At 71.4% G+C, this 14,507-nt stretch carries 12 protein-coding genes; 5 read left to right on the forward strand and 7 right to left on the reverse strand.

Going from position 1 to position 14,507, the window contains the following annotated elements:
• Positions 1-190 precede the first annotated feature (190 nt).
• Genes AB0J93_RS18740 through AB0J93_RS18750 form a run of 3 tightly spaced genes read right to left on the reverse strand, consistent with a single transcriptional unit; the run spans position 191 to position 4,343 of the window.
• A complete protein-coding gene (locus AB0J93_RS18740) occupies positions 191-1,399 on the reverse strand; it encodes an ABC transporter substrate-binding protein (RefSeq protein ID WP_363923440.1) in 1,209 nt (402 codons plus the stop codon).
• On the reverse strand, positions 1,396-1,800 hold the full coding sequence (locus AB0J93_RS18745; RefSeq protein WP_093408465.1) for a roadblock/LC7 domain-containing protein: 405 nt from the start codon (positions 1,798-1,800) through the stop codon (positions 1,396-1,398). Before AB0J93_RS18745 ends, AB0J93_RS18740 begins: the two co-directional genes overlap by 4 nt.
• Positions 1,801-1,838: 38 nt before the next feature.
• A complete protein-coding gene (locus tag AB0J93_RS18750) occupies positions 1,839-4,343 on the reverse strand; it encodes a nitrate- and nitrite sensing domain-containing protein (protein WP_363923443.1) in 2,505 nt (834 codons plus the stop codon).
• 324 nt (positions 4,344-4,667) lie between these two features.
• Here AB0J93_RS18750 and AB0J93_RS18755 point away from each other — a divergent pair, with 324 nt between their 5' ends.
• Both AB0J93_RS18755 and AB0J93_RS18760 read left to right on the forward strand, forming a co-directional pair.
• On the forward strand, positions 4,668-6,719 hold the full coding sequence (locus AB0J93_RS18755; protein ID WP_363923446.1) for a copper-translocating P-type ATPase: 2,052 nt from the start codon (positions 4,668-4,670) through the stop codon (positions 6,717-6,719).
• Between the two features lie 61 nt (positions 6,720-6,780).
• Entirely contained in the window at positions 6,781-7,212 is a 432-nt protein-coding gene (locus AB0J93_RS18760) for a DUF2000 domain-containing protein (RefSeq protein ID WP_363923448.1), read from the forward strand.
• Here the strand turns inward: AB0J93_RS18760 and AB0J93_RS18765 are convergent.
• The gene (locus AB0J93_RS18765; RefSeq protein WP_363923450.1) at positions 7,187-8,008 is read right to left on the reverse strand and encodes an AraC family transcriptional regulator; all 822 of its coding nucleotides are present in this window, start codon (positions 8,006-8,008) and stop codon (positions 7,187-7,189) included. The genes AB0J93_RS18760 and AB0J93_RS18765 overlap by 26 nt on opposite strands.
• A gap of 129 nt (positions 8,009-8,137) precedes the next feature.
• Here AB0J93_RS18765 and AB0J93_RS18770 point away from each other — a divergent pair, with 129 nt between their 5' ends.
• From AB0J93_RS18770 to AB0J93_RS18780, 3 genes are read left to right on the forward strand one after another with little or no spacing between them, the layout of a single operon-like run.
• Entirely contained in the window at positions 8,138-8,719 is a 582-nt protein-coding gene (locus AB0J93_RS18770) for a copper chaperone PCu(A)C (RefSeq protein WP_363923766.1), read from the forward strand.
• A 17-nt stretch (positions 8,720-8,736) separates the two neighbouring features.
• Positions 8,737-9,936 carry a Dyp-type peroxidase gene (locus tag AB0J93_RS18775; protein WP_363923452.1) on the forward strand — a complete coding sequence of 400 codons (1,200 nt, stop codon included), beginning with the start codon at positions 8,737-8,739 and terminating at the stop codon, positions 9,934-9,936.
• A 17-nt stretch (positions 9,937-9,953) separates the two neighbouring features.
• Positions 9,954-10,583, forward strand: coding sequence for a copper resistance CopC family protein (locus AB0J93_RS18780; protein ID WP_363923454.1), 630 nt, complete (start codon positions 9,954-9,956; stop codon positions 10,581-10,583).
• A gap of 41 nt (positions 10,584-10,624) precedes the next feature.
• Here the strand turns inward: AB0J93_RS18780 and AB0J93_RS18785 are convergent, their stop codons facing one another.
• The 3 genes from AB0J93_RS18785 to AB0J93_RS18795 form a co-directional block, all read right to left on the reverse strand.
• On the reverse strand, positions 10,625-11,725 hold the full coding sequence (locus AB0J93_RS18785; RefSeq protein WP_363923456.1) for an L-dopachrome tautomerase-related protein: 1,101 nt from the start codon (positions 11,723-11,725) through the stop codon (positions 10,625-10,627).
• A 139-nt stretch (positions 11,726-11,864) separates the two neighbouring features.
• Complete coding sequence (locus tag AB0J93_RS18790; RefSeq protein WP_363923458.1) at positions 11,865-13,832, reverse strand: ATP-binding cassette domain-containing protein; 1,968 nt, start codon at positions 13,830-13,832, stop codon at positions 11,865-11,867.
• 216 nt (positions 13,833-14,048) lie between these two features.
• Complete coding sequence (locus tag AB0J93_RS18795; protein WP_363923460.1) at positions 14,049-14,384, reverse strand: YnfA family protein; 336 nt, start codon at positions 14,382-14,384, stop codon at positions 14,049-14,051.
• Positions 14,385-14,507: the final 123 nt, after the last annotated feature.

Here is a 14,507-nt window from a genome sequence, read left to right on the forward strand (position 1 = left end):
GTCCGGGCCCCCTCGATCGAGGTGACGTCAAACCAATAAACCCCCGCCCTGATCTCCCACCCCACCGCCCCCCCCCCGCGCCCGGGGGGGGGGGGGGGGGGGCCGGGCGCCCCCCCCCCCCCCCCCCACGGCTCGGCATTGTCGTCCGACGGGATCGGTCCTCCCCGGCTGACCCGCGGGTACCGCCTGGTCAGCCACCGAGGGTGGCCAGTTCCGAGACGACGACGTTGGTCAGTGCCCGACCGTCGCGGCGAACCTGGCGGAGGTACCACTTCTGGATCGGCGCGTGGGTGGACTTCGCGAACTGCCAGGGTCCACGAGGGCTGTTGAGCTGCCCGAGACCGGCGATCGCGGCGTTGATCTGCTGCGGGCTGGGGTTCGTGCCCGCTGCGGCGATCGCCCGGTCCAGCACGGCCGCCGCGTCGTACGACGCCATCACGATCGAGGTGGGTACCCGGCCCGGGTAGGCCGCGTTCCAGGCGGCGACGAATTCCCGGTTGGCCGCGTTGTCGAGGTCGGGCGAGTAGTTCAGGCCGTTGTAGATGCCCTCGGCCGCGTCGCCCTGCTCGACCAGGCTTGCCGGCTCGGTCACGAAGCCCGCCGCGTAGAGCGGCAGGTCGGCGACGGGGGATTCGGCGTACTGCTTGACGAAGGTGATGGCGTTCTGCGCGTCGAAGAAACAGTAGACCGCTTCGGCGCCGGACTCGGCGATCTCGTCCAGGTAGGGCCCGAAGTCCTCGGTGACCGGGAACGGACTGAAGACGGCTTTGCCGCCTGGGTTGGCCAGTCGGCCACCGAGGTCGGTGAACGTGTCGACGAATCCGCGCAACTCGTCGCGACCGCTCTGGAAGTCCGGCCCGATGGCGTAGACGCTGCCCTGACCGACCTCCTGCTTGACGAACGGTGCCATGGCCACACCGGGCTCGACGGAGATCAGGTTGGTGTGCCAGACGTACGTCACGTCGGTCACCGCCGGCCGCCCCAGTGCACCGACCAGCGGAACCTTGTGCTGGTCGATGAGCGGAAGGATCGCGGCGACGCTACCGCCGTTGATGATGCCGGTGATCGCCGAGACGCGATCCTGCTCCAGCAGCTTCGTCGCGGATTCGACCGTCACATCGCGTTCGTATCCCTCGTCGGCGACGATCAGCTCAGCCGGGTGGCCGCCCAGTTGTCTGCCGCGCATGTCCAGGTAGAGCTGGAAGCCGTCGCGCAGCTCGGAGCCCGGCGCCTCAAGCGACCCGGCCAGTGCGGTGATCATCCCGATCCGGATGGTCTGTCGCTCCGGCTCCGACCCACCGTCACAGGCGGCGGTGCCGGCGACCAGCACGCCGGTCAGCAGAGCTGCGACGAGTCGCCGGGCAGCCGCGGCGCGTCGGGCGGGGCGGCTGGCGTTCACAGCATCCCCAGCAACTGGGAACGCACCGCCGGGGTCAGCACCTCACCCATCCGGTTCGCCAGGTCGGTCATCTCGTACGAGACCTGGCCCACGTCGCAGACCGGGGACGCCAGCACGAGCAGCGAGGCCCCGTCGCTGAACGACATGCAGAACATGAAACCGCCGTCCATCTGGGTCACGTTCGAGATCACCGTCCCCGCCTGGAAGAACCGGGCGGCCCCGACCAGCAGGGCGATCAGACCGCTGCCGGTGGCGGCGAGCTGATCCGCCCGGTCGCGGGGCAGGCCGTGATTGTGTGCCAGGACCAGCCCGTCGGTGGAGATGGCCAGGGCATGACTGACCTCAGGAGTACGGCTCACGAAGTTCTGCAACAGCCAGCTCAGGTCGTTCGGGCTTGTCACGACGTCACTCCAGATCGGGGAGGGGTGGACAGTCAGCGTCAGAAGGAGTTGGGGGATCGGCGTCCGGCGACGCCCTTGGCGTAGGCCGACATGGCCGCTGCCACGGTTGCCGGATCCAGCTTCCGCTGCGGGTCCGCGCTCGGTTGCGGTGTATCGGGCACCAGATGGGGCTGCGGCACCCGGCGTGGCAACCCGACCTGGGTGGACGGCGCTGGAGTGGCGGTCGCCCACTTCTCACCGGCATCGACCGGCCAGATGACGGCCACCGAGTCGCCGTCGAGGGCGGTTTTGAACCAGCCGTTCACCGTCGGCCCGGCCGGCAGCCCCACCGCGGTGGGCTGGGGCTGGGCTGCTGGCTGGAACAGCGGTGCGGGTACGGGAGGCGCGGCGACCGAGTTGGGTGGCGCCGGGGTGCTCGCGCGTACCGCGCCGACCGCTCCGACACCGACCGGGACTCGCCCGACGTTCGGCATCGGGTTGCCGGAGCCGGCCACCGGGAGGCTGGCGCGGGTCCCGGAGGTCATGGCCGGACGCCCCCCGGTTGCGGAGGGTCGACCCCGGCCCAGCTCGGGCTCCACCGGTTGCGGCTGCTGCACCGGCCGGCGTACGACGATCGATGCCGGCAGCGTGATCTCGGCCACCGTGCCGCCCGTCGGCCCGGGGCGCAGCTCGACCCGGACGGCGTGCCGGGCGGCGAGCCGGGCGACCACGGTCAGACCCATGGCCCGCACGCCCGACACGTCGATCGACGACGGGTTGGCGAGCGCCATGTTCAGTTGCTCGCACCGCTGGGTGGAGAGCCCGACGCCCTGGTCCACCACCTGCACGATCGCCCGGTCGGAGAGAGCGTGCCCGGTGACCAGCACCTCGGCCTCCGGCGGGGAGTACCCGGTCGCGTTGTCCAGCAGTTCGGCGACCAGGTGCACGATCTCGTCGACCGCCGTACCGGCGATCGCCAGTTCCTTGTCCACGGTGCCGATCCGGACCCGGGTGTAGTGCTCGATCTGGGACAGCGCGGCCTGGATCACGTGGTCGAGCGGAACCGGCTCCTGGCGTACCCGGGAGATGCCGGAACCACCGAGCACCAGCAGGCTCTGGTTGATCCGGGCCATCCGGGTCGCGAGATGGTCCAGTTGGTACAGCTGCTGGAGACGTTCGGGGTCGGCCTCGTCGCGCTCCACCTCGTCGACCTGGGCGAGCATCGCGTCCACCAGCCGCTGCTCACGTCGAGAGAGATGGACGAAGATCTCCGCGATGTTGGCCCGCATCACCGCCTGTTCGCCCGCGATCCGGACCGCTTCCCGGTGCAGTGCCCGGGTCGCGGTGGCCACTTCGGCGATCTCGTCGGAACCGGTGATCCGGAATTCCGAAACGGAACGGTCTGCCACCTCGTTGGGTTGCACGCTGCCGGGTGGAGCCGCGGTGAGCTCCCGGACGACGGCCGGTAGCCGGTCGTACGCCACCTTGGTCACCGTGTTGCGCAGCGACCGCAGCCGGCGGGTGATCCGCCGCGCCACCACACCGGTCAGTACGGCGGTGAGCGCCAGGACCAGGAAGATGCCGACACCCTGTAGCAGCGCGTTACGCAGCAGTTGCCCGCGCTCGGTCGACACCCGGTCGGCGACGGCGGCATCCAGGTCGCTCTGGATCCGGAACATCTGGCTGACCCAACCGTCGGTGGCCTCGACCCAGGCGTCCGGGTCGACGACGAGCCGTCCGCCGGGCAGCGTCCGGCCCACCTGATCCTGCAGCCGTTGGGCGGCGACGACCTGGGGATCGGTACCGATCTGCTCCCAGCTGGCCGCCCACCCCGGTTCGGCGAGGGCCAGGAAGGCGTTGGTGGCCTCGGCGTACCGGGCCTGGGCACCGACGATCTCCTGCTGTCCGGCCGGGGTCAGCTCGCCCCCGGCGAGGCTGCGCAGCACGATGACCTGAAGCTGACCGATCGCCTCGCCCGCCTCGGAGACCGCCACCGCGGCCCGGACGTCGTCGGCGATGTTCGTCGAGGTGTCGGTGGCCACGGAAGCGCGGAAGGTGAGCAGGTCCGCGACGAGAATGCGGTAGCTGAAGGCGATCGCGGACAGAGTGGCGCGAGGGCTGGAGCGGACCTGCTCGCGCACCGCGCCGAGCGCCGTCAGACCGGCATCGATCCGTTGCAGGGCGGAGTTCCCCGTCGCCACCTCGTCCCTGCGTTGCTGGAACTCGATGATCTCGGCATCGGTCCGGGCGACCTGATCGTCGAAGGCGGCGCTGGCGGCCTGGCTCTGGGTGGTCACCTCGACCGCCGCGATCACCCGTTCGGCCTGTAGGGCGCGGGCGAGCGCGCCAGCCTGGGTGGAGAGTGTGACGACGTCGTGCACGGTGCCCGCGTTGAGTACCTGCCGGACCGTGCCCTCAAGGGCCAGGCCGGCGAACCCCACGACGGCGATCAATGGTACGGCGACCAGCAGCCGTAGCAAGCGGACGATGCTGCCCCGGGCCAGCCATCCCCGGCGCACTTCGGCGTGGGTACGCACCGCGGCTGCCGCTGTAGCACGTGTCACCGGCGTACTCCGCCCCCTTGCCTCATCTACGTTGATCTCAGCAGGAACCGACGCAGGCGCCGGTTACATGGTGGAGGGTGGGCGTGCCTGCCCACGTCAGAGCGCCATTCCTACCACGATGTATCGGTTCACCTCTAGATCCCTACTCGGTCGCTCGCAGGTTGACTGACGTCTCGGACATGAACCGGAAGCACGATAGCGAAACTTGTTCAACCAATCGTTGTGAACGAATGGAGGAAAGGGCGAGGTCCGATCCGACTCGATCTTGTTATGCGCGGCGACCATACCCCTATGGGGTATATGGTGGTGCCGGGAGGCGATGACATGTCCCACGGCGACACCCAGCACCACCCGAAACAGCAGGGGCACGGCGGGCACGACAAGCATGCCGGGCATGATCCGGCGGCGTTCCGCCGCAAGTTCTGGCTGAGCCTGGCACTGACCGTGCCGATCGTGGCCACCAGTCACATGGTGATGGACTGGCTCGGCTACGAACTGGACTTTCCCGGGATCGGCCTGGTGGGGCCGGTGCTCGGCACGGTGGTCTTCGGCTACGGCGGCTGGCCCTTCCTACAGGGTGCGGTGCGCGAGATCCGAGACCGGGCGCCGGGCATGATGCTGCTGATCGCGATGGCCATCACGGTTGCCTACGCGGCATCGCTGGCCACCTCGTTCGGCGCCTTCGACCTGGACTTCTGGTGGGAGCTCGCGGCACTGGTGACGATCATGCTGCTCGGGCACTGGCAGGAGATGAAGGCGATCGGTCAGGCCCGGGGCGCCCTGTCGGCGCTCGCCGCCCTGCTGCCCGACGACGCCGAGCGGCTCGACCCGGACGGAGCGCCGCAACGGGTGGCGGTGGCCGAACTCGGCGTCGGCGACGTGGTGCTGGTCCGTCCGGGTGCCCGGGTCCCGGCGGACGGCACCGTGGTGGACGGTCGCGCCGAGATGGACGAGTCGATGATCACGGGCGAGTCGCGGCCGGTGTCACGCTCCACCGGTGACCGGGTGGTGGCCGGCACGGTGGCCACCGATGCGGCGCTGCGGGTCCGGATCGAGGCGGTCGGGGACGACACCGCGCTGGCCGGCATCCAGCGGCTGGTGAGCGAGGCCCAGCAGTCCAGCGGCCGGGCGCAGGTGCTGGCCGACCGGTTCGCCGCCTGGCTGTTCTACATCGCCACCGCGACGGCAGTGCTGACCCTCGTGGTCTGGTCACTGCTGGGCAATGTGGACGAGGCGGTCGTGCGCACGGTGACGGTGCTGGTAATCGCCTGCCCGCACGCGCTCGGACTGGCCATCCCGCTGGTCATCGCGCTGTCCACGGCGGTGGCCGCCAAGGGCGGGATCCTGGTCAAGGACCGGCTGGCCCTGGAGCGGATGCGCACGATCGACACGGTGCTGTTCGACAAGACCGGCACGCTGACCCGGGGCGAGCACGTCCTCACCGACGTCGCCGCCACCAGCGGCACGACCGAACGGGAGGTACTCGCCATCGCGGCGGCGGTGGAGGCCGACAGCGAGCACCCCCTCGCCCGGGCGATCGTGACCGCCGCCGCCGACCAGAGCGACCAGCGGGCCGCGTCCGGATTCCACTCGATGACCGGCCGCGGCGTACGCGCCGAGGTGGACGGGGTGACCTACGCCGTCGGCGGTCCGGCGTTGTTGCGGGAACTCGACGTCGCCGTCCCGGACGACCTCGACGAGCACCGCCAGGACTGGTCGCGCCGTGGTGCGGCGGTGCTGTACCTGCTGCGAATCCACGACGGCGGGGCCGTCGTCCTCGGCGCCCTCGCGTTGGCCGATGAGGTAAGGCCGGAGGCCCGGCAGGCCGTCGCCGACCTGCGGGAGCAGGGCATCCGCAAGATCGTGATGATCACTGGGGACGCCCGTCCGGTCGCCGATGCGGTCGCCGCCGACCTCGGATTCCGCTCCGGTGAGGACGAGGTCTTCGCCGAGGTGCTCCCGGCGGAGAAGGACGACACCGTGTCGGGCTTGCAGCAGCGCGGACTGCGGGTGGCCATGGTGGGCGACGGGGTCAACGACGCGCCTGCCCTGGCCCGCGCAAACGTCGGCATCGCGATCGGCGCCGGCACCGACGTGGCCATCGAGTCCGCCGGGGTGGTGCTCGCCTCCTCCGACCCGCGCGGCGTGAGCGGTGTGATCCGGTTGTCCCGGGCCGCGTACCGGAAAATGCTCCAAAACCTGGCCTGGGCCGCCGGCTACAACGTGGTCGCGCTGCCGCTCGCCGCCGGGGTCCTGGCCTGGGCCGGCGTGGCGTTGAGCCCGGCGGTCGCCGCCGCGCTGATGTCGGCCTCCACAATCGTGGTCGCGCTCAACGCCCAACTGCTGCGCCGCGTCGAACTGCGCCCACCGGATTGAACACCCGTCAGGTCAGTTTCGTACAAGACCCCGACGCGGCTGCGGGCCCAGACTCGGCGGCATGGAAACCGTCACCGAGCCCGTACGCTTCGACACCAAGATCGCAGTCCTGCTCCGCGACGACCTGCCGACCTGGCAGCGACTCAACATGACCGCGTTCCTGGTCAGCGGCATCGGTCAGGCCGCGCCCGAGGTGATCGGCCAGCCGTACGCCGACGCGGACGGCACGCCCTACCTGCCCATGTTCCGGCAGCCCGTGCTGGTGTTCGCCGGTACGAAGGAGACGGTGACCGCCGCCCACCAGCGCGCCGTGACCCGCGGGCTGCCGCTGGCCGTCTTCACCTCGGACCTGTTCCGGACCGGCAACGACCGGGACAACCGGGCGGCGGTCCGCGTCGTCGGCCGCGACCACCTCGATCTCACCGGCCTGGCCGTGTACGGGCCGAAGAACGCGGTGGACAAGATCCTCAAAGGGGTCCGGATGCACCCGTGAACCGGCGGTGACGGGTGTACTGGCCGGGGTTGAAGCCGAGGATCCGCTTGAAGTGCCGACTCAGGTGTGACTGGTCGTGGAAGCCGGCCGTGGCAGCCGCCTCCCGGGCCGGTACGCCCTCGCGCAGCAGTCGTCGGGCGAGATCCACCCGGCGGGAGATCAGATACTGGTGCGGACCGATACCGAAGGCCGCGGAGAAGGCCCGCACGAGGTGGGTCGGGTGGGCATGCAGCAGACCGGCGGCCTCCGCCAGGGTCAGTCCCACCACGAAGCGCTCGTCGAGCAGGTCACGTAGCCGCCGCGCGATCCGTGAATCCCGCAGCGATGTGACCACGGGCGTACGGCGGGCCAGTCGCGCCCGCAGCCGCTCGGCAACGAGGGCGAGATGCACCTCGGCGGCGAACTCGTCACCCGGCTCGGTCAGCCGTGCGTGCAGCAGATCGATCCGCCGCCGCAGGGCTTCGTCGTCGAAGGTCGGTCGGTCCACCGCCCGACCAGCCAGGCGTTCGTCGAGCTGCCCGGGGTCGAGATAGAGCACCCGTTTGCGGAACCCCTGCGAGGTGACGGGCGAGCCGTTGTGCGGCACGTTCGGCGGCAACAGCGTGACGACCTGCCGGAACGCGCCGTGCTCGTGGCGGTCCAGGTCGTACCGGACAACTCCCTCGTCGACCACGAGCAGCGCCCAGCTTTCGTGGGTGTGCATCGGGTAGGCGTGGTCGGTGAACCTGGCGTGCAGCACCTCGGTGATCCCGCTGACCGTGGGGGACCAGACCCGTACCTGCTGTCGCCCGGACACGGCCGAACTGTAGCTGCTCTGCCAGCGGCCACCACCGAAGCGCAAGTGACCAGGGCAACTGCGGCGGGCGGAACTTCCGGGCGGCACCGACCGACAAACCTCATGACATCGATCTTCGAGGGGAAGTTCATGGCCAGCGCCCTGCCTCGCCGGTTCCTGCGCCCGGCGGTCCTGTTCACCGGGGCCGCGCTCATCGTGTCCCTGGCCGCCTGCGGCGGATCATCCGGGGAGTCGTCGACCACTCCCACGCCCTCCGCCGCAGCCACCGTCGAGGCCGGCGTGCTGGGCGTACGCGATCCGTGGGTGAAGGCCGCCGACGAGGGGATGACGGCGGCCTTCGCCACGCTGGTCAACGACAGCGACACCGACGTCACGATCACCGGTGCCGCCACCGCGGTGTCGCCGATGGAACTGCACGAGATGGCCATGGCAGACGGCAAGATGGTCATGCGGGCCAAGCAGGGTGGCGTGGTGATCAAGGCCCGGAGCGAGTACAAGCTGGAACCGGGCGGCGACCACCTGATGTTGATGGACCTCGCCAAGCCGCTGCGGGCCGGAGACGAGCTGACCTTCACCCTCAGCTTCGCCGACGGGCGGACTCAGACGTTCCGCGCGGTGGCCAAGCCGTTCACCGGGGCGCAGGAGAGCTACGCCCCCGGACACGGCGAGCCGATGCCGGACATGCCGACGAGCCACAGCCCGGCACCGTGAGGCCCACCAGCCGGCCGGTGAGCCGGCGCGGCCTGCTCACCGGCGGCGCCCTGGCCGCCGGTGGCACGCTGGCCGGCGCCGCCGCGCTGGCCACCACCCGCAGCGAGCCAGCGGGACGCCCGCCGGAGCAGACGCCGGTGGCGGGGGTCGGCGAGGCGGTCGAACCGTTCCACGGGGTACGGCAGGCGGGAATCGTCACCGAACCGCAGGCGCATGCCGCGTTCGTCGCCTTCACTCTGCGCCCCGGCACCGACCGGGCCGCCCTCGGGCGGCTGCTGCGGCTGCTCTCCGACGACGCCGCCCGGCTCACCCAGGGCCGACCTGCGCTCGCCGACACCGAACCCGAGCTGGGGCTGCTGCCGGCCCGGCTCACCGTCACCTTCGGCTTCGGCCCGGGACTGTTCGCCGCCGCCGGTCTCGACGACCGCCGCCCGCCCTCGGTGGTCGACCTGCCGGCGTTCCCGATCGATCGGCTGCAACCCCACTGGTCCGGCGGGGATCTGCTGGTGCAGATCTGCGCCGACGACCCGATCACCGTCGTGCACGCGCAGCGGGTCCTGGTCAAGGACAGTCGGCCCTTCGCCACGGTGCGCTGGGTGCAGCAGGGTTTCCGGCGGGCGGCCGGCGCCGAGCCGGGCCGGACCCAACGCAACCTCTTCGGCCAGCTCGACGGCACCGCCAACCCGAAGCCGGGTACGCCGGTGGACACGGCGGTGTGGATCGCCGACGGGCCGGACTGGTTACGCGACGGCACCACGCTGGTGGTGCGGCGGATCAGCATGAACCTGGAAACCTGGGACCTGCTCGGCCGCGTCGACCGGGAACTGGCCGTCGGTCGGCGGCTGGACAGCGGTGCCCCGCTGACCGGCACCCGCGAACACGACGAACCCGACTTCGCCGCCCTCGGCCCCGACGGCCTGACGGTCATCCCGGATTTCTCGCACCTCACCCGGGCGCATGTCACCGACGACCGGTTCCGGATCCTGCGCCGGCCCTACAACTACGACGGCGTACCCGCCGCCGACGGCACCGCGGACAGCGGGCTGATCTTCGCGGCGTACCAGGCCGACATCGCCACCCAGTTCCTGCCCATCCAGCGGCGGCTCGCCGAACGGGACCTGCTCAACGAGTGGACCACCCCGATCGGCTCCGCCGTCTTCGCCGTCCCGCCCGGCTGCCCGGAGGGTGGTTGGATCGGCCAGCAACTGCTCGACTGACGAGGAGAATGACCGCCATGTCCCGCCGCATACGCCGGCCGCTCGCCGCCGCCCTCGCCACCACGCTGGCCGCCACCGCGCTGCTGATCGGGCCGGTTGCCCCCGCGTACGCGCACAACGTCCTGCGCAAGGCCACTCCCGCGCAGGACGCCGAGCTGACGAAGGCACCGACCAGGATCACCTTGGAGTTCCTGCAGAAGCTGAACCCGTCGTTCACCACCATCACCCTCAGCGACGCCGACAAGCAGCAGGTGGCCACCGGCGAGCCGGAGGTCAGCGGCACCAAGGGCACCGTCACCGTCGAGCCGCCGCTGGCCAACGGCGTCTACACCGTCGCGTACCGGGTGGTCTCCACCGACGGGCACCCCGTGCAGGGGTCGTACAAGTTCACCGTCGCCGACCCGACGGCCACCGCCGAACCGAGCCCCAGCCCTGCGGCGAGCGAGCCGACGGAGACGACGGCGGCCCCGAGCGCCGAGCCGACCCCGTCCGCCGCAGCCGCCAGCCCGGCCGCGAGCGGCTCCTCCGACGGCCCGGGCACGGTGGCGTTGCTGGCCGGCGGCGGGATCGTGTTGGCTCTGGTGGCCGCCGCGGCGGTGCTTCTGCTGCGCCGACGCAACGCCGTCGGGGGCGGCCCGGCGCGCTGAGCATCGTCGGGGCGGCACCCAGCGGTCAGCACCGGCGGGTCTCAGCGCAGCAGCACCGGTCCGGCGTCGATCCGGGTCCGGAACAGCGCGTACGGCTTGCGGCGCAGATCCCTGCCCTGCTGGAAGCTGGGCTGTCGATGCAGCTGGTTCGCGGTGACGTAGAGGTGCCCGTCCACCGCCACCGACAGGGTGTCCGGCCAGAGCAGCCGAGGATCGTGGACGACGGTCTCGTACCCGCCGTCCGGGCATCGCCGCAGCACCGCGTTGTGCTCGTACGCGGTGAGGTAGATCCGCCCGGCGTCGTCGGTCTCCAGCCCGTCGGAGCCGGTGCCCTTGTCGCCCTCGTGGACCACTGTCGCGGCGACCTCGTCCGCCCCGGCGGAGACGTCGGCGAGCGCGTCGGTGGCGACGCTGTACCACTGGCGCGATGCCAACGGACAGTAGTAGAGCCGGGAACCGTCGGCGGAGATGGCGATCCCGTCCGCGCCGATCGTCACCGGCGTCGGCGGCCCGTCGGCCGGCCGTTGCAGGAGGGGCCTCCCCTCCACGACCGGCCGGAAACGGGACACCGGCTCCGCCTTGGTCGAGGGATGGTCGTGCAGCCGTCGCCAGGAGGCACCGGTGGCCAGGTCGACCACGATGATCCCGTTCGACCCGGCGACCGCGGAGTCGGTGATGTACGCGAGGCCCGCCTCGCCGCGCCGCAGGTCGAAGCGCACGTCGTTGAGGTACGTGGTGGGCAGCGCCACGTCCGGCGGGAAGGTGATCACCTGGGAAACGGTGTCGCTGCCCAGGTCGATGCGGACCAGTTTGGGGCCGCCCGGCCGAGTCGGTTGGAACATCGGGCTGCCGGTGTCGAGCACCCAGAGCCGGTCGACGGGGTCGACCACGACGCTCTGCACCGAGACGAAGGCCCCCAAGTCGTCGTCGCCACGCGGCTGGTTCCACCGCTCGTCCGGGTACGGCACCTCGGCGCCGTCGCGCAGCTCGACCACGGTGGCGGGCACCTCGTCGCCCCAGCGGGGAAAATTGACGAAGATCCGGCCGGTGTGCGAGACGCTGACCCCGGTGGGCATGGGCCCGGTGAAGGCGTGGATCAGTTCCAGCTCGCCGACGGGCTCGTCGGGCACCGGCTCGCTCATGCGCTGCTCCTGCCGTTGGGCCGCGTTCTGTCCGACCGTGCCCGAGCCCTACGAGACCCGGCCTGGGCCACCCCCGTTCCCGCCGTCGGATGACGCAAACGTGGCCGCGCGGCTTCCCCGCCCGACGCGCAAGCCGGTGTCAGCCGGCTGCCGGGTGCGGATGTTGCCGGGGAACGGGCGGACGGTCGGTGTCCGCGTAGCCGGCAGCCTGGAGGGCGAACAGGTCGGCGTACCGGCCACCGGCGGCGACGAGTTCGTCGTGGGTGCCCTCCTCGATCAGACGACCGTGATGCAGCACGAAGATCCGGTCGGCGTGCCGGACGTTGGCCAGCCGGTGCGTGATCAGGATGGTGGTGGCCCGGCCGCGTCGGTCACGGATGGCCTGGAAGAGCGCGTCCTCGGCGCGCGGATCGAGCGCGGAGGACGGCTCGTCCATCACCAGCAGTTCGGCGTCGCGGAGGAAGCCGCGAGCCGCGGTGATCCGCTGCCACTGCCCGCCGGAGAGATCCTGTCCCTTGGCGAAGGTGCGGTCGAGCAGCGTCTCGTATCCGTGCGGCAGCTCGCGGATCATCTCGTCGGCGACCGCCCGGGCGGCGGCGGCCTCGATCCGGTCCTGCCGGGCCTCGGTGTCGATGTCCCCGATGGCGATGTTCGTGGCGGCGGTGAACGGCCACTTGTGGTACTCCTGGGTGACCACGGCGATGCGACCGCGCAACTCGTCGCGGTCCAACTCGGACAGGGGCCGTCCGTTCCAGCGGATCACACCGTCGCTGGGCGTACGCAGGGCTGCGATCATCGCGGCCAGGCTGCTCTTGCCGGAACCGTTCTCCCCGACGAAGGCCACGGTCTGCCCCGCCTCGATGGTCAACGTCACCCGGTCGACGGCCGCGCTTTCCCGGTCCGGATACCGCAAACTCACCTCGTCCACGGTCAGCACGCGCAGCCGGTCGGGTGTCGCCGCCTGCGCCGGTTCCGGCAGGTAGGTGGCGGCGCGGGTCATGAACCCCGTGTAGTCGCGGAAGTGCTGGCCCTCGGTGTAGACGCGGTCCATCTGGAAGGTCACCACGGCCAGTGAACGCTGCGCCGCCTGCACCGCGATCACACAGGTCGCCGCCGCGGCGAGCGGGATCTGCCCGTCGATGAGCAACAGCCCGAGCAGCACGTAGACCACGGCGGTGGCGACGCCCCCGATCATCGAGCCCACCGTGACCGTCGTGGTCACCCGACGGGCCAGGGCCAGCTCGATGTCGGTCTCCACCGCCATCACCCGGTCGTACTGGTCCAGCAGGAACCGACGCAGGCCGTACGAGCGCAGTTCCGGTGCCGACGCCCGTTCGGCCATCAGCCGGTGCAGCAACCACATCCGGCGTCGCCGGACCGAACCGGCGATGTAGGTCTGGTACCGCAGGTGCCCCGCCCGCAGCGACGCCCACGCGTTCGGCAGGGTCGCGACCAGTAGCGCCGGCAGCAGCAGCGGATGGATCACCACGACGGCCACGGTCACCGCGATCACCCCCACCAGCCCGGCGAGCAGATTCATCGAGGCGGGCACCAGGGCGACGGCGGAATCGGTGCCCCGGGAGGCACGCTCCATGTCGTCGGCGAAGGCGTCCGCGTCGAATGCCTCCAGTCGCACGGCCGTGGTCACCTCGAACAGCCCTCGCTCCACCTCCCGGCTGACCCTGGGCGTCAGCCCGTTGAGGGCGTAACCGGTGGCGATCGCCATGCCGGACCGCGTCGCGGTCGCGGCGGCGAGCACCGCGAGCGCCGGCAGCGCGGCCGCCACCTTCTCCCCGGTCGGCCCACCAGCGAACAGCTCCACCAGCACCCGCTGGGTCGCGAGCAGCCCGAACGCCGACATCACGCCGCCACCGACCGTCGCGACGGCGACCACCGAGGTACGCAGCCGGTCGGCCCGCCAGCTGATCCGCAGGGCCGCCCAGATCAGCCGGGGCAGTTCGGCGAAGACGGCGAGCAGGCCGGCCTGGGTCCGCGCCCGCATGCCCGTCTCCCACCACATGGCCCGCATCTCGGGGAGCACCGACTCTCCGGCCGGTGCCCCGGCCTGCTCCGCTCGGTCACGACGCCGGGTCGACGTGGCGGCCATGGCGACACCTCCAGGGGTCGGCGACACGTGGCGGTCGCCTCCGCCGGGCCTCGGCACCGCCGATGAGCGGACACCGCCGACATAGCCAAAGGCGACCAACCAGCTACTTATAGTCACCGTCGATGCGGCGGTGGTCCAGCCCTGTCGGCGTGCCGAACCGCCCGACCCGCCCGCCGGGCTCCGGTCATCGCCGCTCGGCGCATCCCGGCTACGGCGTCAGGCACCGCGCGGGGCGTACATGATGATGGCGACGCCGAGCAGGCAGATCGCCGCCCCGGTGAGGTCCCACCGGTCCGGGCGGAAGCCGTCGAAGATCATCCCCCAGGCGAGCGATCCGGCGACGAAAACCCCGCCGTACGCGGCCAGGATGCGGCCGAAGTTCGGGTCGGGTTGGAAGGTGGCGACAAAGCCGTACGCGCCGAGGGCAAGCACCCCGGCGGCGACGAACCACAGCCCCCGGTGCTCCCGCCAGCCCTGCCACACCAGCCAGGCCCCGCCGATCTCGGCGATCGCGGCCAGGGCGAACAGCAGTACGGAACGCAGCACGGTCACCCGCGGCACCCTACCCGCACCGATGCGGGGGCAGCGGTCGTGCGATCACCGATCCGGTCGTGGCGCTATCCTCGCGACAGGCGCCCCCGAGTGCGCCCGTGGCGGTGGGGCCCGCCACCTCGC

The sequence above is a fragment of the Micromonospora sp. NPDC049374 genome (assembly GCF_040677165.1).
In the GTDB taxonomy this organism is placed as follows: domain Bacteria; phylum Actinomycetota; class Actinomycetes; order Mycobacteriales; family Micromonosporaceae; genus Micromonospora.